Origin of the sequence: Pseudomonas sp. S11P7 (assembly GCF_023195435.1) — a bacterium.
In the GTDB taxonomy this organism is placed as follows: domain Bacteria; phylum Pseudomonadota; class Gammaproteobacteria; order Pseudomonadales; family Pseudomonadaceae; genus Aquipseudomonas; species Aquipseudomonas fluorescens_G.
The window spans coordinates 6,045,501-6,063,242 of sequence record NZ_JALPKS020000002.1; the positions used below are offsets into that span (position 1 = coordinate 6,045,501).

At 59.9% G+C, this 17,742-nt stretch carries 16 protein-coding genes and 1 pseudogene; 8 read left to right on the forward strand and 9 right to left on the reverse strand.

Annotated features, from left to right (window positions below; genetic code table 11):
• Positions 1-186: 186 nt before the first annotated feature.
• Positions 187-1,356, reverse strand: a complete 1,170-nt coding sequence (locus tag M0746_RS27675) for an MFS transporter (protein ID WP_258451300.1) — start codon at positions 1,354-1,356, stop codon at positions 187-189.
• 430 nt (positions 1,357-1,786) lie between these two features.
• Between M0746_RS27675 and M0746_RS27680 the strand changes: the two are divergent.
• Positions 1,787-2,158, forward strand: a pseudogene (locus tag M0746_RS27680) (MAPEG family protein); the annotation flags it as partial.
• 129 nt (positions 2,159-2,287) lie between these two features.
• Here the strand turns inward: M0746_RS27680 and mltA are convergent.
• Positions 2,288-3,466 carry a murein transglycosylase A gene (gene mltA, locus M0746_RS27685; RefSeq protein WP_258451301.1) on the reverse strand — a complete coding sequence of 393 codons (1,179 nt, stop codon included), beginning with the start codon at positions 3,464-3,466 and terminating at the stop codon, positions 2,288-2,290.
• A gap of 128 nt (positions 3,467-3,594) precedes the next feature.
• Here mltA and M0746_RS27690 point away from each other — a divergent pair, with 128 nt between their 5' ends.
• Positions 3,595-4,044, forward strand: a complete 450-nt coding sequence (locus M0746_RS27690) for a c-type cytochrome (protein ID WP_208939438.1) — start codon at positions 3,595-3,597, stop codon at positions 4,042-4,044.
• A 113-nt stretch (positions 4,045-4,157) separates the two neighbouring features.
• Here M0746_RS27690 and M0746_RS27695 read toward each other — a convergent pair whose 3' ends face one another.
• From M0746_RS27695 to M0746_RS27710, 4 genes are all read right to left on the reverse strand, one after another.
• Entirely contained in the window at positions 4,158-4,553 is a 396-nt protein-coding gene (locus M0746_RS27695) for a DUF1090 domain-containing protein (RefSeq protein WP_258451302.1), read from the reverse strand.
• A 97-nt stretch (positions 4,554-4,650) separates the two neighbouring features.
• Positions 4,651-6,327 (reverse strand): NAD-dependent DNA ligase LigB, encoded by a 1,677-nt coding sequence (gene ligB, locus M0746_RS27700; RefSeq protein WP_258451303.1) that lies wholly within the window; start codon positions 6,325-6,327, stop codon positions 4,651-4,653.
• 282 nt (positions 6,328-6,609) lie between these two features.
• Positions 6,610-7,800 carry a methionine adenosyltransferase gene (gene metK / locus M0746_RS27705; RefSeq protein WP_024014624.1) on the reverse strand — a complete coding sequence of 397 codons (1,191 nt, stop codon included), beginning with the start codon at positions 7,798-7,800 and terminating at the stop codon, positions 6,610-6,612.
• Between the two features lie 18 nt (positions 7,801-7,818).
• The gene (locus tag M0746_RS27710; RefSeq protein WP_203419812.1) at positions 7,819-8,814 is read right to left on the reverse strand and encodes an ArsR/SmtB family transcription factor; all 996 of its coding nucleotides are present in this window, start codon (positions 8,812-8,814) and stop codon (positions 7,819-7,821) included.
• A gap of 259 nt (positions 8,815-9,073) precedes the next feature.
• On the opposite strand from M0746_RS27710, the gene tkt reads away from it, so the two are divergent.
• From tkt to fba, 6 genes are all read left to right on the forward strand, one after another.
• On the forward strand, positions 9,074-11,071 hold the full coding sequence (gene tkt, locus M0746_RS27715) for a transketolase (RefSeq protein ID WP_258451304.1): 1,998 nt from the start codon (positions 9,074-9,076) through the stop codon (positions 11,069-11,071).
• 178 nt (positions 11,072-11,249) lie between these two features.
• The gene (gene epd, locus M0746_RS27720; protein ID WP_258451305.1) at positions 11,250-12,302 is read left to right on the forward strand and encodes an erythrose-4-phosphate dehydrogenase; all 1,053 of its coding nucleotides are present in this window, start codon (positions 11,250-11,252) and stop codon (positions 12,300-12,302) included.
• A 12-nt stretch (positions 12,303-12,314) separates the two neighbouring features.
• Positions 12,315-13,478 carry a phosphoglycerate kinase gene (locus tag M0746_RS27725; protein WP_090287056.1) on the forward strand — a complete coding sequence of 388 codons (1,164 nt, stop codon included), beginning with the start codon at positions 12,315-12,317 and terminating at the stop codon, positions 13,476-13,478.
• A gap of 34 nt (positions 13,479-13,512) precedes the next feature.
• The gene (locus tag M0746_RS27730) at positions 13,513-13,737 is read left to right on the forward strand and encodes a hypothetical protein (protein WP_090287054.1); all 225 of its coding nucleotides are present in this window, start codon (positions 13,513-13,515) and stop codon (positions 13,735-13,737) included.
• A gap of 56 nt (positions 13,738-13,793) precedes the next feature.
• Positions 13,794-14,126, forward strand: a complete 333-nt coding sequence (locus M0746_RS27735; RefSeq protein WP_258451306.1) for an MliC family protein — start codon at positions 13,794-13,796, stop codon at positions 14,124-14,126.
• Positions 14,127-14,378: 252 nt separating this feature from the next.
• On the forward strand, positions 14,379-15,443 hold the full coding sequence (fba, locus tag M0746_RS27740; protein WP_008081027.1) for a class II fructose-bisphosphate aldolase: 1,065 nt from the start codon (positions 14,379-14,381) through the stop codon (positions 15,441-15,443).
• A 9-nt stretch (positions 15,444-15,452) separates the two neighbouring features.
• On the opposite strand, the gene M0746_RS27745 is transcribed toward fba, so the two are convergent.
• The 3 genes from M0746_RS27745 to M0746_RS27755 all read right to left on the reverse strand — a co-directional run bounded on the left by M0746_RS27745 (position 15,453) and on the right by M0746_RS27755 (position 17,731).
• The gene (locus M0746_RS27745) at positions 15,453-15,920 is read right to left on the reverse strand and encodes a hypothetical protein (protein ID WP_258451307.1); all 468 of its coding nucleotides are present in this window, start codon (positions 15,918-15,920) and stop codon (positions 15,453-15,455) included.
• Positions 15,921-16,283: 363 nt separating this feature from the next.
• Complete coding sequence (locus M0746_RS27750) at positions 16,284-17,483, reverse strand: type II toxin-antitoxin system HipA family toxin (RefSeq protein ID WP_258451308.1); 1,200 nt, start codon at positions 17,481-17,483, stop codon at positions 16,284-16,286.
• Complete coding sequence (locus M0746_RS27755; protein ID WP_258451309.1) at positions 17,480-17,731, reverse strand: helix-turn-helix domain-containing protein; 252 nt, start codon at positions 17,729-17,731, stop codon at positions 17,480-17,482. The genes M0746_RS27750 and M0746_RS27755 overlap by 4 nt, the downstream gene beginning before the upstream one ends.
• Positions 17,732-17,742 lie beyond the last annotated feature (11 nt).

The following is a 17,742-nucleotide window of genomic DNA, read 5'->3' on the forward strand; positions in this document are numbered from 1 at the left end:
CCAGAGGGAGCCGAATGGGGATGCTCGAGAAAGACGCCGACCTCGGAGTTGCTCAGCGAATCCATAATCGGCACGGTGTTTCAGGCTAATGCATCACGCAAGACAACTTGGTCAGTCCCCTCTCCCTCTGGGCGGTCCGACGTTTCGGGAGGGCTAGGGTGAGGGCTGGAGCTGACACGACCCAAATCACCCAGACACATTGACCCCGGCACCCCGCCGACGTTGCAGATAAATAAACCACAACGCCGCCAGCACCGTCAGCACGCCGACCAGCGCCCCGGTCCACGGCAAATCCGCCAGATCGGCGCCACTGGCCACCACCAGTCCGCCAATCCAGGCGCCCGCCGCATTGCCCAGATTGAAAGCGCTCTGGTTCAGCGTCGAACCCAGATTCGGCGCTTCATGGGCCTGGTCGATGATCAGCAGTTGCAGAATCGGGCACAGCGCAAAAGCGAAAATCCCCCACAACACCAGTGTGATCGCCGCAGGCACCACTGAGCGGCTGGTCTGGCTGAACGCCGCCAGAATCACCACCACCGCCAAAGCCACGCCGACCAGCGACGGCAGCAAACGGCTGTCGGCCAGACGCCCGCCGAGCATGCTGCCACCCGTCAGGCCGACGCCAAACAGCAGCAACATCACCGTGACGCCGTGGGGGCTGACGCCGGTGATGTCTTGCAGGATCGGTGCGATGTAGGTGAATACGCTGAACAGACTGGTCGAGGCCAGCACGCTCATGCCCAGCGCCAGCAGCACGTTGACCTTGCCCAGCACTTTGAACTCGCTGGCGAGGTTGGCCTTGTCCATCGCAATGTGTTTTGGCAACCACAGCCATTGCGCCAGTGCCGCGATCACGCCGATCACCGACACCGCCCAAAACGTCGAGCGCCAGCCGGCGTATTGGCCGAGCGCAGTGCCCAGCGGAACGCCGAGCACGTTGGCCAGCGTCAGGCCGGTGAACATCATGGCAATGGCCTGGGCGCGCTTGTTCGGCGCGACCAGCCCGGCGGCAACCACCGAGCCGATGCCGAAGAACGCTCCGTGGCACAGGGCGGTGACCACGCGCGCGGCCATCAGCGTGGCGTAATTCGGCGCGAGAGCGCACAGCACGTTGCCGAGGATGAACATCAGCGTCATCCCCAGCAACGTCGCTTTGCGCGGCATGTTCGCGGTGCCGATCGCCAGAATCGGTGCGCCAAACACCACGCCCAGGGCATAACCGGTAATCAACAGACCGGCGTGAGGAATGCTTACGGCCAGGTCGCGGGCGACATCGGGCAGCAGGCCCATGATCACGAATTCAGTGGTGCCGATGCCGAATGCGGCGACGGCGAGGGCAAGCAAGGCGAGTGGCATGCGCAAGGTCTCGGTGAATAGTCTTGACGCTTTGATCAGGCATACGCGGGCCGACGACCGATCTCGAGCGAGAGCGGCGCAGGCAGCCATTATTGGTATTTTTCTGTGCGCAACTGAGTGCGGCGTGGTCGCGCGCAGTATAAACAGCCATGGACACATCGCGAATCAATAATCTGACTAATTGGTTTAACGTCAGAGACAGGGCGAGAGGGGCGACAGCTCTGGCGGCGTTGCTGCATGCGGGGTAAGACGCCCGGTTGTCAGCTACGCTCTGGTGCGGCGGGGTATGGAGTCGGGCTCAGTGTGATCCGTGTGATTGGTCAGCACGCGCTACCTCAAGAACCTTTCGGCCACCGGCGGCTCTTAGCCTGTGGGCGGGTAATGTCGTTCTGCCGGCCCACGAATTCCAAAATCAAAAAAGGATGGTGTTATGACGGTAGCTTTGTGGTGTGTGTTGATCGCGATTTTCCTGCCGTACGTGTGCACGATCGTGGCGAAGGCGTCTGGCGGTTTTCGGCTGAAGGACAATTACGACCCGCGGGATTTTCTCGACAGTGTCGACGGTGTGGCGCGACGTGCGCATGCCGCACAACTGAACAGTTTTGAAGTGACCCCGGCGTTTGCCGCCGCGGTGCTCGTTGCGCACCTGGTCGGTACGGCGCAGTTGGTAACGGTCAACGTGCTGGCGGTGCTATTCATCACCAGTCGCCTGCTCTACATCATTTGCTATCTGGCCGACTGGGCGGCGTTGCGCTCGGTGGTGTGGTTTGTGGGGATGGGGTTGATTGCTTCGTTCTTTTTGTGTCGATCTGATTGTCGGGTGTTGCCGATGGCCTCATCGCGAGCAGGCTCACTCCAGGGGAACGCATTCCAAGTGTAGGAGTGAGCCTGCTCGCGATAGCGGCCTGACTGCCTCAGCGAATCCGAAGGGTTACTTCTTCGGTGTATCCGCCACCTGCGGCACCTGCGGCAACGGCGCACCTTTGGGCCAGAGCATCCAGATCTGCCCCTGCTGTTTCATGTCCCCGGCCAGTTGCCCGGCGGCATCGCCGGTGCCCCAGAACAGGTCCGCGCGAACCTCTCCGGCAATCGCGCCGCCGGTATCCTGCGCGGCCACCGGGCGCACCAGCGGCGTGCCATCCGGGCGCGTGGTCGACAGCCACAACAGACTGCCCAGCGGAATCACCTTGCGATCCACCGCCGCGCTGTAACCGGCGGTCAGTGGCACGTTCAGCGAGCCGCGCGGGCCTTCATTGCTGTCCGGGTTGCGGGTGAAGAATACGTAGCTCGGGTTGCTCGCCAGCAGTTCGGGAATCCGTGACGGATTGGCTTTGGCCCAGTTGCTGATGGCGCTCATGGTCACGTCTTCTTTCTTCAACTCGCCCTGCTCGACCAGCCAGCGCCCGATCGGCCGGTAGGGATGGCCGTTCTGATCGGCGTAGGCGATGCGCAGCTGTTTGCCGTCCTCGGTCTGAATCCTTCCCGAACCCTGGATCTGCAGAAATTGCAGGTTCATCGGGTCGGTCAGGTAGGCCACCACCGGCGCTTTCACGCCTTTGGTTTCGATGGTGGCGGCGTCGTCATAAGGCTTGAGCACCCGCCCTTCGAGCCGACCGCGTAGACGTTTGCCTTTGAGCTCCGGATAAATGCTGTCCAGAGACACGATGATCATGTCTTCCGGCACGCCATACACCGGCACGTTCGCCGCCTCAGTGGGCGTCAGACTGCCGGGATAGACGGGTTCGTAATAGCCGGTGATCAGGCCGTTGGGATTGTTGTTTTCCGCACGCAGGCCATACACATCAAGGTTCTGCTTGAGGAAGACACGGATTTCGCTGGCGCTCTGCGGCACATTGGCGGCAGCCGCGCAGGTCGGGCCCCAGACCGCATCGGCTTTCAATCGGGTGCAGGCGCTGCGCCATGAGCCGAAACCGGCGACCAGATCGCTGTCGGATACGGCGGGCAGGGCTTCCCAGGTGGCACTTGAATACGTGGCCAGCGCATGGGTTTTCGGCTTGTCGCTGTCACCACCGGTGCAGCCAGCGAGTGCGGCCAGCAGTGGAAGGGTGGCAAGCAGTGGGTGGCGCCAGGCCTGGAAACGGCGATTCATGGAGTGATTCCTGTGCCGGTCGCCCAAGTGCTCCATGCGCTCAAGCAACCCGTATTTTTAATAGGGCTATTGGTGTTTGATGGTGACGCGAGGATACTGGCCGCCGATTTCCGCGACCTGAAGCCGCCATGACTCTCAAACGAATTGCTGTTGTATTGCTGGCCTGTGTGGCCTTGTCCGCCTGTGGCGGTGTCGATCCGAATTCCCCGCTGGGCCAGCGCAAGGCCATCTTCAAACAGATGCTCAAGACCAGCGAAGACCTCGGCGGCATGCTGCGTGGGCGCATCCCGTTCGACGGGCCGAAATTTACTGAAGGCGCGGTCAGGCTCGATGCCTTGTCCCACGAGCCGTGGCAGCATTTCCCGCAGGTTCGCGAAGAAGATCACACCAGCGCCAAGGATGATGTCTGGCAGAAGCAGGCACAGTTTCAGCAAATGGCTCGAGACCTCGAAGCGGCTACCGGTGAACTGGTCATCGCCAGCAAGGTTCAGCCGTACAAGGCCAGTAACCTTGGGCCGGCCGTGCAAAAAGTTGAAGATGCCTGCAGTGCTTGCCATAAGCAGTTTCGGGATCATTAGGCGCTGTCGTCTGAGCTGCCTTCGCGAGCAGGCTCGCTCCCACATGGGATATGTATTCCAACGTGGGAGCGAGCCAGCTCGCGAAGAGGGCATCAGATTCACCGCATGATTGCTTACTTGTCGATCTCGTCCAGCGCTTCCTGCAGTTCCTTGCGCGACTCGGCCAGTTTCTCCTTGCGCTTGTTGATCTTCTCCGGATCACCCTTCTTCATGGCCTTGTCGAGGTCGGCCTGACGCTGGCTGACTTCATGCTTGGCTTCAAGCACCTTGTTCTCGCGTTCTTTTTTCAGTCCGGCCTCGGTGCAGTGTTCACTGACTTCACGCAGGGCTGTTTCCAGACCGGCCTGCTGCTCCATGTTGCCGCGCGACTTGGCCTGTTCAATCTGGTTGATGATGCCCTGCTTCTTGGCAGCGCAACCGGTCAGGCCCGGGCCTTCTTCTTCCGCCATCGCCGGGACGGCCAGGACGCCGCACAGGGTGAACAGGGCGAGCGGTGCGAGAAATTTCATAAAAGCTCCATGTGCATAAACATATCGGGTTGGAGGGCACTGCGCTGTTGGAGCGCCGGGCCGGCCATTGGGTTCCCGTCGAGCGGGGAAGGCATGTTCAGAAGCCGTCGATCCCGGCGGCCTGCAAGGTCTCGCTCAAGGCTAACACTTGCGGGTCGCGAAAGAAGGCGCTCAATTGCGCCGCACGGCCCGGGCCGATACCGGGTTCTGCCTGCCATTGTTCGGTGTCGCGTTGTGCCAGCACCTGCCAGGAGTCGGCCAGTTGTGCCTGACCGGTCGGCGGCAGGCCCAAGGCTTTGAGCCACTGCGCGAATGGTCGTTGGCGAGCGCTGTGAAAACTGTTGATCAGGCGAGCGCTGCTGCGTTCGCCGAAGCCGGCGATGTTAGCAAGCTCTGGCTCGTCGAGGGTCAACCAATCCAGCAGGTTGTTCAGACGGCCTGTTTCGAAAAGTTTCTCCCAGGTGCCGCGACCGACATGCGCCATCGCCAGCCCTTGCTTGCCACTGAGCCAGGCCAGACGCGCGAGAAACTGGCTTTCGCAGCCGGCGGTGGGTTGCCAGCAACTCAGCGCATGAAAGTCCTGGGCGTTCGGAACGGATAGCGCTGCGCGCTCGGTGGCACGTAATACCACGCTGTCGAGCCGCGGGATGGTCAACCCGGCAAGGCTGATCGCCACCTGGTCGCCGGGGCGGATATCCATCTGCTGCCAGCGCTTCAATGAGCTGACGCTGACCCGCTTGATCTCGCGGTCGTCGAGCATCGTCGGGGTCAGCTCCAGCACGGGCGTGATGCGTCCGGTGCGACCGATCTTGAAATTGACCTTGCGCACATCAGCCAAAGCCTGCGCGAACGGATATTTCCAGGCGGTCGCCCAATACGGCGCGCGGGCCTGCCAGCGCTCGGCAGGTGGGCGCTGACTCTGGCGCAGGACCACGCCGTCGGTGGCAAACGGCAGAGGGGAGCGATACCAGTGCTCGCGCCATTTTTGCGCCTCGGTGAAGTCGGTGACGGCGTGGCTGTAGGGTTCGATGGTGGCGAAACCCAGTGTCGCCAGCAGGGTTAATCGCTCGGGTAAATCCACGGGGCCCTGCGGCAAGTCCCACACGAACAGACCGATCCCGGCGGCTTGTTGCGCATCCAGCGATTTGCGCCCCATCAATCCGGCCACGGTAGCGCGGGCGTTGACGCTGCCGGCGTTGGCTTGCACGTGATCTTTCAGGCGCCAGTAGAGTTCGCCTTGGGCCAGCAGATCTTGCGGTTGGCTCAGACGTTGCGGGATCGCCGGGATCTGCCGCGCCGTGGTTGTCCAGTCCTGCCCCGAGAGGCCGTCGCCACGGCTGATGGCTTGGTGTAACAGGCCTTGGCGATAGATCAGGGTGACCGCTACACCGTCGATTTTTGGTTGAATCCAGACAGCCTTGCGCGACCGCAGCCAGCGTTCGACGTCTTCGGCTTGATGAAGCTTGTCCAGGCCAGTGTGAGCGACGGGATGCTGGACGGGGCCGCTGGCGCTGCGCAATGGCGCGGGCGGCGAGGGCCGTTGGAAGCATCGTCGCCATGTCTCCAGACGCAGGCGTGACTGGTCGTAGAGTTCGTCGCTGATCAGCGAGCGGCCCTGGCGGTGGTAGGCGTCGTCCCATTGATCGATCTGGGTTTGCAGGGCGGTGAGTTCGCGTTGGGCTTTGGTGGGTGGCCAGTCTGGGCAGTTAGCGTGGGCGTGGAGGGTGACGAGTGTCAGCAGGAGAACCGACAGCAGGGGCAGGGTAGAGGGCATGTGAGCTTCCTTGCTCGGGGGTGATGATTGAAGCGTAGGTGGGGATATTGGCACGGGTGCGTGGGTGTTTTGCTGCATATTTCTGCATGGACCTAAAAGCCCCTCACCCTAGCCCTCTCCCGGAGGGAGAGGGGACTGACCGAGTGGTTCTTTCGAAGTACGCCGACCTGAACCGGCGCGGTGAGTTCAGGCTTGCAAGCAGAGCAGCTGGAGATATTTCAAGGCATGAAAAAACCCCGCACGGCGCGAACCGTGCGGGGCTTTCTTGTAGCCGGGAAGGGCTTACAGGCCGGCAGCGGAACGCAGGGCGTCGGCGCGGTCGGTTTTTTCCCAGGTGAACGTGGTGAAGCTGTCTTCGCCAACGGTCTTGGTCTGCGGCGCGCGGCCGAAGTGGCCGTAGGCTGCGGTTTCCTGGTACATCGGGTGCAGCAGGTCGAGCATGGTGGTGATCGCGTATGGGCGCAGGTCGAATACTTCACGCACCAGTTTGATGATCTTGTCATCGCTGATCTTGCCAGTGCCGAAGGTGTTCAGCGAGATCGAGGTAGGCTGGGCCACACCGATCGCGTAGGAAACCTGAATCTCGCAACGCTCGGCCAGGCCGGCCGCGACGATGTTCTTGGCCACATAACGGCCAGCGTAGGCAGCCGAACGGTCAACCTTCGATGGATCCTTGCCGGAGAACGCGCCACCGCCGTGACGGGCCATGCCGCCGTAGCTGTCGACGATGATCTTGCGACCGGTCAGACCGCAGTCACCTACCGGGCCGCCAATGATGAACTGGCCGGTCGGGTTGATGTGGAACTGGGTGTCCTTGCTCAGCAGTTCGGCAGGCAGTACGTGCTTGACGATCAGCTCCATCACGCCTTCGCGCAGGTCTTTGTACGACACTTCAGGGTTGTGCTGGGTCGACAGAACCACGGCGTCGATACCGACAACCTTGCCGCCTTCGTAACGGCAGGTCACTTGCGACTTGGCGTCCGGGCGCAGCCAAGGCAGCAAGCCCGATTTGCGCGCTTCGGCCTGACGCTGCACCAGTTGGTGCGAGAAGGTGATCGGCGCTGGCATCAATACGTCGGTTTCGTTGCTGGCGTAGCCGAACATCAGGCCCTGGTCGCCGGCGCCCTGATCTTCAGGCTTGGCACGGTCAACGCCCTGGTTGATGTCGGGGGACTGCTTGCCGATGATGTTCATCACGCCGCAGGTCGCGCCGTCGAAGCCGACTTCGGAGCTGGTGTAGCCGATGTCGCAGATCACGTCACGAACGATCTGCTCCAGGTCGACCCAGGCGCTGGTGGTCACTTCACCGGCAACGATGGCCACGCCGGTCTTGACCAGCGTTTCCACCGCTACGCGAGCGTGTTTGTCCTGGGCAATAATGGCGTCCAGCACCGCATCGGAAATCTGGTCGGCGATTTTGTCCGGATGCCCTTCGGACACGGACTCGGAGGTGAAGAGGGAGTATTCGCTCATCTCGATGTTTTCCTGAATTTACCGATGGTGAGTGTCGCCAGCCGGCCGCTGAAAATGGCGGACCTGGATCTGGAAACCATTACGTAAGCCTACATAGAGGCTTTCCCCGGGAACGAGTCCCGCAGCGGTGGCCCAACGGGCCAGATCGTCCTGTTCAAACCCCAACCAGAGATCACCGCAGGCCTCCCTGGCCCAACTCTGGTTGTGGCTACATAACTCTGTCACGAGCAGGCTACCGCCCGGTTGCAGCAGGTCGGCCATGTGCCTGAGCGCATCGGCCGGGGCGGCGAAATGGTGCAACACCATGTTCAACACCACGCAATCGGCCTGAACGCTACTGCCGTTCAATGCATCGGCCAATTGCAGGCTGACGTTAGCCAGCTGTTCACGTTCGCAGACCTGACGCGCCAGTTCGAGCATCGCCGGGCTGTTGTCCAGCGCGGTCACGCTGGCAAAACGACGCGCCAGTTCCGGCAGAAAAGCACCATCGCCGGGGCCGACTTCGATGGCCGTGGCAGCACCATTGAAGTTCAGCTTGTCGAGCAAGGCCAGCACGCTGTCGCGGTACTGCGGCAGCCCGGCGATCAAATCCTGCTGGGCGCGAAACTTCTCTGCAACCCGGGCGAAAAAGTCCTGACTGGCGGCGGCGCGTTGCCCGTGGACCTGTTCGATCCGCGTTTGCACGTCGTCCGGCAGCGCCAGATCGTCGACTTCTTCCAGCAATGCTGCGTGCAGCTTGCCGCCGAGCAATTCGGTATGGGGCAGGGCGCGACGATAGAAGATCGCGTTGCCTTCACGGCGGGTCGCCACCAGATCGGCCTGCGCCAACACTTTAAGGTGGTGACTCATGCCGGACTGACCGATGCCGAAAATCTGCGCCAGCTCCAGCACGCCGAACGAATCGTTGGCCAACGCGCGCAGGACATTCAGCCGCAACGGATCGCCGCCGGCCTTGCACAGGGCCGCCAGCTCGTCGCAATCGTCATGGCGAATGGAAGGCACGCGTAGGTTCATAGGGCTGGCAGTCTAGAGACGGTGCGTGGGCATCGCAAGGTCAATATCAAAAAGTTTTGATATTGCTCGATAAATGGCACTTCTCATTGGACGGTGGTCTCTACAAACCAATAGCGGAAAGGTTTCACCAGCAGAAACCGGCGCTATCGATTGGAAAAACGCCTCCGGATCACTATCTGTCATTGCCCCGAGGCGCATGGGTGAGGGAAAATGCCTTCCTTTTTTCCGTTTCAATCTATTCACACCCAGGAGATCAGCGATGCCTAGCCGTCGTGAGCGTGCCAACGCCATTCGTGCCCTCAGCATGGATGCCGTGCAAAAAGCCAACAGCGGCCATCCCGGTGCCCCCATGGGTATGGCAGATATTGCCGAAGTGCTGTGGCGCGACTACCTCAAGCACAACCCGAGCAACCCGTCGTTCGCCGACCGTGACCGCTTCGTGCTGTCCAACGGCCACGGCTCGATGTTGATCTACTCGCTGCTGCACCTGACCGGTTACGACCTGTCGATCGACGACCTCAAGCAGTTCCGTCAACTGCACAGCCGCACGCCGGGCCACCCGGAATTCGGTTACACCCCGGGTGTTGAAACCACCACTGGCCCGCTGGGTCAGGGCCTGGCCAACGCCGTCGGTTTCGCGCTGGCAGAAAAGGTTCTGGGCGCGCAGTTCAACCGTCCCGGCCACGATATCGTCGACCACCATACCTACGTGTTCCTCGGTGATGGCTGCATGATGGAAGGCATCTCCCACGAAGTCGCGTCCCTGGCCGGTACCTTGGGTCTGGGCAAGCTGATCGCCTTCTATGATGACAACGGCATTTCCATCGACGGCGAAGTCGAAGGCTGGTTCACCGACGACACGCCGAAGCGTTTCGAATCCTACAACTGGCAAGTGATCCGCAATGTTGACGGTCACGACCCGGAAGAGATCAAGACTGCCATCGACACCGCGCGCAAGAGCCCGCTGCCGACGCTGATCTGCTGCAAGACCACCATCGGTTTCGGTTCGCCGAACAAGCAAGGCAAGGAAGACTGCCACGGCGCCCCGCTGGGTGACGCGGAAATCGCCCTGACCCGTCAGGCGCTGAACTGGAACTACGGTCCTTTCGAAATCCCGGCCGACATCTATGCCGAGTGGGATGCCAAGGAAAAAGGTCGCGCCGCCGAAGCCGAGTGGGACCAGCGTTTCGCTGCTTACTCCGCAGCGTTCCCGAGCGAAGCCAACGAGTTGATCCGTCGTCTGAGCGGCGAGTTGCCAGCCGACTTCTCGGAAAAAGCCTCGGCCTACATCGCTGAAGTCGCAGCAAAGGGCGAAACCATCGCCAGCCGTAAAGCCAGCCAGAACACCCTGAACGCGTTCGGCCCACTGCTGCCGGAACTGCTCGGCGGTTCGGCTGACCTGGCCGGTTCCAACCTGACCCTGTGGAAAGGTTGCAAGGGCGTCAACGCTGAAGATGCCAGCGGCAACTACATGTACTACGGCGTGCGCGAATTCGGCATGACCGCGATCATGAACGGCGTGACCCTGCACGGCGGCCTGGTGCCTTACGGCGCAACCTTCCTGATGTTCATGGAATACGCCCGCAACGCGGTGCGCATGTCGGCGCTGATGAAGAAGCGTGTGATCCACGTCTACACCCACGACTCCATCGGTCTGGGCGAAGACGGCCCGACACACCAGCCGATCGAGCAACTGACCAGCCTGCGCACCACGCCGAACCTCGACACCTGGCGTCCAGCCGATGCCGTTGAATCGGCAGTCGCGTGGAAAAACGCGCTGGAGCGCAAGGACGGCCCATCGGCGCTGATCTTCTCGCGTCAGAACCTGCAACACCAGGAGCGCGATGCCGGCCAGATCGCCGACATCAGCCGCGGCGGTTACGTGTTGAAGGACTGCGCCGGCGAGCCTGAGCTGATCCTGATCGCCACCGGTTCGGAAGTCGGTCTGGCTGTTCAGGCCTTCGACAAGCTGACCGAACAGGGCCGCAAGGTTCGCGTGGTTTCCATGCCGTGCACCAGCGTGTTCGATGCGCAGGACGCCAGCTACAAGCAATCGGTGCTGCCGTTGCAGGTGGGCGCGCGTATCGCCATCGAAGCGGCCCACGCCGACTTCTGGTTCAAGTACGTCGGTCTGGAAGGCCGCGTGATCGGCATGACCACCTACGGCGAATCGGCTCCGGCTTCGGCACTGTTCGAAGAGTTCGGCTTCACCCTGGAAAACATCCTCGGTCAGGCTGAGGAACTGCTGGAAGACTAAAACACAGCGCGGTGGCCTTAAGGTCACCGCAATCCCTGTGGGAGCTGGCTTGCCAGCGATAGGGTCATCAGCTCCAACATAAAAGTTGTCTGAATGGACGCTATCGCTGGCAAGCCAGCTCCCACAGGGGTTGTGTTGCAACAAACATTGCGTCTGCCTGCGTACTATCGAGAACCCCATGCCTCAACCGCGTCCCTACAAAGTTGCACTCAACGGCTACGGCCGCATTGGTCGTTGCGTTTTGCGTGCGCTGTTTGAGCGAGGCGAGAAAGCCGGGTTTGAAATTGTCGCGATCAACGATCTGGCCGACATGGCCAGCATCGAATACCTGACACGCTTTGACTCCACCCACGGCCGTTTTCCCGGCGAAGTGCGCGTAGAAGGCGATTGTCTGCATATTAACGGTGACTGCGTGAAGGTCTTGCGCAGTGCCACTCCCGAAGGCATCGATTGGGCGTCGCTGGGCGTCGATCTGGTGCTCGAGTGCTCCGGTGCCTATAACACCCGTGAAGACGGCCAGCGCTTTCTCGATGCTGGCGCGCCACGCGTGTTGTTCTCGCAGCCGATGGCCAGCGAGGCGGATGTCGATGCCACCATCGTTTACGGGGTCAATCAGGATTGCCTGACCGGTGACGAACGGCTGGTGTCCAACGCGTCCTGCACCACCAACTGCGGTGTGCCGCTGTTGCGTCTGCTCGACAAGGCGATTGGCCTGGATTACGTGTCGATCACCACGATTCACTCGGCGATGAACGATCAGCCGGTGATCGACGCTTATCACCACGAAGACCTGCGCCGCACCCGTTCGGCGTTCCAGTCGGTGATCCCGGTGTCCACTGGTCTGGCGCGCGGTATCGAGCGTCTGCTGCCGGAACTTGCCGGACGAATTCAGGCCAAAGCCGTACGCGTGCCGACGGTCAACGTGTCCTGCCTCGATATCACGATGCAGACCGCTACGGCGACCGACGCCAACGAGATCAACCGGATCCTGCGCGAAGCCGCCACCAGCGGCCCGCTCAAGGGGCTTCTGGCCTATACCGAGTTGCCGCACGCCAGTTGTGATTTCAACCATGACCCACATTCGGCCATCGTCGATGCCAGTCAGACCCGTGTTTCCGGCCCAAGGCTGGTGAACATCCTGGCCTGGTTCGACAACGAGTGGGGTTTTGCCAACCGAATGCTGGACGTTGCAGACCACTATCTGCAAACAGCAACTTCAAAAAAACCGTAGGAAGTGCGACCCATGACCGTGTTGAAGATGTCCGACCTCGATCTGCAAGGCAAGCGCGTATTGATCCGCGAAGACCTCAACGTCCCAGTCAAGGACGGTGTCGTCACCAGCGACGCGCGAATCCTGGCTTCGCTGCCGACCATCAAGCTGGCCCTGGAAAAAGGCGCGGCCGTGATGGTCTGCTCGCACCTGGGCCGTCCGACCGAAGGCGAGTTCTCTGCCGAGAACAGCCTCAAGCCTGTCGCTGACTACCTGAGCAAGGCGCTGGGCCGCGAAGTGCCGCTGGTGGCTGATTACCTGGGCGGTGTCGACGTCAAGGCCGGCGACATCGTGCTGTTCGAAAACGTGCGCTTCAACAAGGGCGAGAAAAAGAACGCCGACGAACTGGCCCAGCAATACGCCGCCCTGTGCGACGTGTTCGTGATGGACGCTTTCGGCACCGCTCACCGCGCCGAGGGCTCGACCCACGGCGTAGCTAAATTCGCCAAAGTGGCAGCTGCTGGCCCGCTGCTCGCCGCTGAGCTGGACGCATTGGGCAAAGCCCTCGGCGCGCCGGCCAAGCCAATGGCCGCCATTGTTGCCGGTTCCAAGGTCTCGACCAAACTCGATGTGCTCAACAGCCTGAGCCAGATCTGCGATCAACTGATCGTCGGTGGCGGCATCGCCAACACCTTCCTCGCGGCGGCCGGTCACCCGGTGGGCAAGTCGCTGTACGAGCCGGATCTGCTCGACACCGCGCGCGCCATCGCCGCCAAGGTCAGCGTGCCGCTGCCGGTCGACGTGGTGGTTGCCAAAGAATTCGCCGAAACCGCCGAAGCCACGGTCAAGCTGATCGCTGACGTCGCGGCTGACGACATGATTCTGGACATCGGCCCGCAAACCGCGGCCAACTTCGCCGAGCTGCTGAAATCGTCGAAAACCATTCTGTGGAACGGCCCGGTCGGCGTGTTCGAATTCGACCAGTTCGGCAACGGCACCAAAGTGCTGGCTCAAGCCATCGCCGAAAGCTCGGCGTTCTCCATCGCTGGCGGTGGCGACACCCTGGCGGCGATCGATAAATATGGCGTGGCTGAACAGATCTCCTACATTTCTACCGGTGGTGGCGCGTTCCTCGAATTTGTCGAAGGCAAAGTGCTGCCGGCCGTTGAAGTCCTGGAAAGCCGGGCCAAGGCCTGAGGCCGCCCGTTTGGCCAGGCAAAGGAGTGTTCATATGGTCAAGTCGTTAGCGCTGTTGCTGCTGACCGCAACGCTGGCGGCCTGCGGGAGTAACAATCCCAAGGCCGAAGCCACGCCGGCACCGAGCGAGCCGCAGAAAGGCTGTTACCAGGCCGACTGGCAGGCCGAAACCAACCCGGTGCTGAACAAGCGTTCCGGGCCGGACGGTCTGGAGAAATACGAGACGCAAACCCCGGCCAAGGAACATGGTTGTCCTTGACGGGTCTGACTCTTAACTCAGGGCTGGCGGCGTGCGCCGTCAGTCGAGGAACACGGATGAAAGGCTTGATCGCCATTGCGGCGTTGGCATTGTTGGGCGGTTGTGCGCAGTTGAACCTGTTTCAGTCGTCCGCCCCGGCAGACAACTGGACCACCTGGACCTGCGACAGCCAGGCCAAAGTGCTGTGGCGTTACGCCGATGCCGGCCAGAAAGAAGTCGATGTGCGACTGGGCGGCGGCGATCAGGTCTATCGCCTGAAAGAAGAGCCGGGCGCGTCGGGCACGCTGTACAGCGACGGCATGCTGGCGTTTCACGTCACGGGTGATGAAGGCCTGGTGTACTGGGTCGCCACCAATGACCTGATTGGCCGGGGCTGCAAGGCCGAATAATTGCAACACCGCAGGCCCATTGTAGGCCTTCGCCTGCTCGCGATAGCGGCCTGACAGTCGCTGCAATATTGACTGAAAGATTGCTATCGCGAGCAGGCTCACTCCTACAAGGGATCTGTGTAGTTCTCAGGAATTGGCTTTACCGAATCACCCGACCGGGCCTCAACCCCCGATCTGCAATCACTTGAATAGCCGCCGCCGCTCCGGCAGGCTGGCACGATCAACGACCCTCAACCGGGAGAGACACACACAATGGCACTTATCAGCATGCGCCAGATGCTGGACCACGCAGCCGAGTTCGGCTACGGCGTTCCAGCCTTCAACGTCAACAACCTTGAGCAGATGCGCGCCATCATGGAAGCCGCTGACAAGACTGACTCCCCGGTGATCGTTCAGGCTTCGGCCGGCGCCCGCAAATACGCCGGCGCGCCTTTCCTGCGTCACCTGATCCTGGCGGCGATCGAAGAATTCCCGCACATCCCGGTGTGCATGCACCAGGACCACGGCACCAGCCCTGACGTCTGCCAGCGTTCGATTCAACTGGGCTTCAGCTCGGTGATGATGGACGGCTCGCTGGGCGAAGACGGCAAGACCCCGACCGACTACGACTACAACGTTCGCGTTACCCAACAAACTGTAGCGATGGCTCACGCCTGCGGCGTTTCGGTAGAAGGCGAGCTGGGCTGCCTGGGTTCGCTGGAGACCGGCATGGCCGGTGAAGAAGACGGCATCGGCGCTGAAGGCGTTCTGGATCACAGCCAGATGCTGACCGACCCGGAAGAAGCGGCTGACTTCGTCAAGCGCACCCAGGTCGACGCCCTGGCCATCGCCATCGGCACCAGCCACGGTGCCTACAAGTTCACCAAGCCCCCAACCGGTGACGTGCTGGCAATCGACCGCATCAAGGAAATCCACAAACGCATCCCGAACACCCACCTGGTGATGCACGGTTCGTCCTCGGTACCACAAGAGTGGCTGGCGATCATCAACCAGTACGGCGGCGACATCAAAGAAACCTACGGCGTACCGGTTGAAGAAATCGTCGAAGGCATCAAGCACGGCGTGCGCAAGGTCAACATCGACACCGACCTGCGCCTGGCATCCACCGGTGCGATGCGTCGCCTGATGGCCACCAACCCGAGCGAGTTCGACCCACGCAAGTTCTTCGGCGCCACCGTGACTGCAATGCGTGACGTGTGTATCGCTCGCTACGAAGCTTTCGGTACTGCCGGTAATGCTTCGAAGATCAAACCGATCTCGCTGGAAGCGATGTACCAGCGTTATCTGAAGGGTGAGTTGAACGCCAAGGTTAACTAAGTCTTAGCGTTAGATTGATTTAAAATGAACCCGCCGTGAGGCGGGTTTTTTTGGGGCGATTATTTCGCCTGACGAAAATGCGCCTTCATGAAATAGCATTTCGTTGGTAAATGGAGATTGGCTAAGCATGCACTCCTGCTCTAAAAAAACCAATTTCCGAGGCGGTTGCGATTGGTCTTTAGGGGTGCGGGTTGCGGTCATTGTCGTGAACTGATTCGACTTCCCCAAGTATGGTGATTGCAAATCCCAAGTGTCTGTAGGTGTCTCGAAAGTAAACGATGTAGAACTGCTGTCTCTATTGAAATGGAACCATCCTTTTATATCTTGTTTGGCTGGAAGCTGGCCGGGCTTGTACTCAGTTAATGTCCCGCTGAATTTGCCGCTGGCTTCCTCATTGCTGGAAATGCCAAAAACAATAGACTCCTGCTTGGTGTCGTAGCCGCCATTGATATAGTCGCCATTTATTGTATATGACATGTCAAACTCCTTGAGCGGTGGGCGCGTGGTTTTTTCGATTGGCGAAAAGGAATAGATTTGATTGTGTGCCTTGTTTTAGTTCGTGTTGCGTAAGTAAGATTAGTTTTTTATGGTCGGGCGGGCGCCTGTAATAAATGACAGTTTTTAATATTCATTTGCTATAAGGGCGCCAAGGCTTCTGTAAAGAAAGGAAATGTACTAAAAGAGGAATGTCAAAAATTGATGGTTTTTTAAAATCTCGCTGGAAGCGATGTGTAAGCATTCTCTCAAGGATGAGTTGGAAGCAAGGGTTAACTAAGTTTAAGCAGTGTAAAACTGCTGTTAAAAAAATCTCGATGCGGGTCTTGGTAGGCGGTTGCGAAGCTATCCAAAAGTCAGAGCAAATGGCGCTGCCGCGTGCTCAATGGCGTTGAACACATGGGGCGCCTGTTCGCGATAGTGGGAGTAGCGTTTGAGCACGACTTCAACCGAGGCAAGGAGATGCTGAATGCGTTCCTTGGGTTGGTCGATTTCACAGGTGTGGGCAAATTCCAGGAGTCCTTGTCGTGAGGCGAACATTGACTTGTTGCCCGCCAGATCCAATGCCAGTACATCTTCTGGAATATAGGCCGTGGTGTTGACGATGTCGTAAGCCGGCGCCAGATGCGCATCGCGTTGCGTGGGTTCTGAATAGAGCAATCCGAAATTCTTCAAATGAGCGTCACCGTTTCCGACGATGCAGCTCAGGGCGACGCTATCGAAGAGTTGATCAAGCGACGTACGAAAGTGCCTCACCGGGCAAAAAACCCGGACAGCCTTGGCGATTGCCGCATAACTCTTACTGTACTTCTGACTAGCCGACAGCCCCATCAGAACCGCCATGTCTTCAAACCCAATCGGATTGAGCTGGTCGTCGCGGTCAAATCGACGCATGACAAACAGCTTGGCGTTGTCGGAAAGGTAAAACGGTGGAACAGAAATCCCCGCCTCTTTCGCCATGGACATGCAAAGGAATTCGTTGATCGCCAGGCCGGGGAATTCGTCCCGCCCGCTTTTGATGATCAGATCCGATGTTTTGGATGTCACTCGAGGCAATCCAGCCTCTTGTCGTTCTGGTACCAGCAATTTGGGTTGAACGCCTGAAATACCCGCCCGCAGGATGTAGCGATCAAGCATGTTGGCAAAGATATCTTCCGTACCGTCCCACGTCAGAATCTCGTCGAGTTTTTCTCCCGGAAACTCTTGCTCTTCCAATAAGGCGTCGACTGTTTCAGAGCGTACGTGAACCCTGCCGATGGGCGACGTGCTGCCGGACAGCGCCAGGAGCAGCATTGGCTCGACGCTCACAGTTTTGGCCAAGCGATTGCGTAACTGCTCCAGTACATAGCCTTCTGGCAGGTTCATCTGAAAAACCGGATGCAGCTCGCGGCGGCGAAACTCGTCATGCCGTACAGGCATTGAGAGGCTGATTGCCATGGGTGGCGATGCATCTTCGTGATAACGAAAAGTGAAATTCTCGCTGTCGCTGAAAAGCCTGCCACTTTTACCTTGCGGCGTGCTGATTTGAAGAGAGGTCGTTTTCATTCGAATAAATCCCCAAGCTCTTCGAGGGTTGGCATCGTTGCTGGAACCACCGCAAGTTCGCAATCGAGAGCAGCCAAAACCCGCGCATAAGCGACCATTCCGACAGAAAGGGTACCTTTCTCCACCGCGATAACTTTGTAGCGTGTCAGTCCTGCCAGCTCGGCAAGCTGAGCCTGCGTCAGGCCTCGATTCAGGCGTTTTGCACGTAATTGCATGCCGAGACGGCTGATCAAAAGGGAGTAATCCATGTTGCACTAAC

Excerpts from the sequence above, each read along its gene's own strand:
- M0746_RS27710 (WP_203419812.1), bottom strand. The coding sequence starts at position 8,814 with ATGAACCTACGCGTGCCTTCCATTCGCCATGACGATTGCGACGAGCTG.
- tkt (WP_258451304.1), top strand. The coding sequence starts at position 9,074 with ATGCCTAGCCGTCGTGAGCGTGCCAACGCCATTCGTGCCCTCAGCATG.
- M0746_RS27730 (WP_090287054.1), top strand. The coding sequence starts at position 13,513 with ATGGTCAAGTCGTTAGCGCTGTTGCTGCTGACCGCAACGCTGGCGGCC.
- mltA (WP_258451301.1), bottom strand. The coding sequence starts at position 3,466 with ATGAATCGCCGTTTCCAGGCCTGGCGCCACCCACTGCTTGCCACCCTT.
- fba (WP_008081027.1), top strand. The coding sequence starts at position 14,379 with ATGGCACTTATCAGCATGCGCCAGATGCTGGACCACGCAGCCGAGTTC.
- M0746_RS27735 (WP_258451306.1), top strand. The coding sequence starts at position 13,794 with ATGAAAGGCTTGATCGCCATTGCGGCGTTGGCATTGTTGGGCGGTTGT.
- M0746_RS27690 (WP_208939438.1), top strand. The coding sequence starts at position 3,595 with ATGACTCTCAAACGAATTGCTGTTGTATTGCTGGCCTGTGTGGCCTTG.
- ligB (WP_258451303.1), bottom strand. The coding sequence starts at position 6,327 with ATGCCCTCTACCCTGCCCCTGCTGTCGGTTCTCCTGCTGACACTCGTC.
- M0746_RS27675 (WP_258451300.1), bottom strand. The coding sequence starts at position 1,356 with ATGCCACTCGCCTTGCTTGCCCTCGCCGTCGCCGCATTCGGCATCGGC.
- M0746_RS27725 (WP_090287056.1), top strand. The coding sequence starts at position 12,315 with ATGACCGTGTTGAAGATGTCCGACCTCGATCTGCAAGGCAAGCGCGTA.
- metK (WP_024014624.1), bottom strand. The coding sequence starts at position 7,800 with ATGAGCGAATACTCCCTCTTCACCTCCGAGTCCGTGTCCGAAGGGCAT.
- epd (WP_258451305.1), top strand. The coding sequence starts at position 11,250 with ATGCCTCAACCGCGTCCCTACAAAGTTGCACTCAACGGCTACGGCCGC.
- M0746_RS27745 (WP_258451307.1), bottom strand. The coding sequence starts at position 15,920 with ATGTCATATACAATAAATGGCGACTATATCAATGGCGGCTACGACACC.
- M0746_RS27750 (WP_258451308.1), bottom strand. The coding sequence starts at position 17,483 with ATGAAAACGACCTCTCTTCAAATCAGCACGCCGCAAGGTAAAAGTGGC.
- M0746_RS27755 (WP_258451309.1), bottom strand. The coding sequence starts at position 17,731 with ATGGATTACTCCCTTTTGATCAGCCGTCTCGGCATGCAATTACGTGCA.
- M0746_RS27695 (WP_258451302.1), bottom strand. The coding sequence starts at position 4,553 with ATGAAATTTCTCGCACCGCTCGCCCTGTTCACCCTGTGCGGCGTCCTG.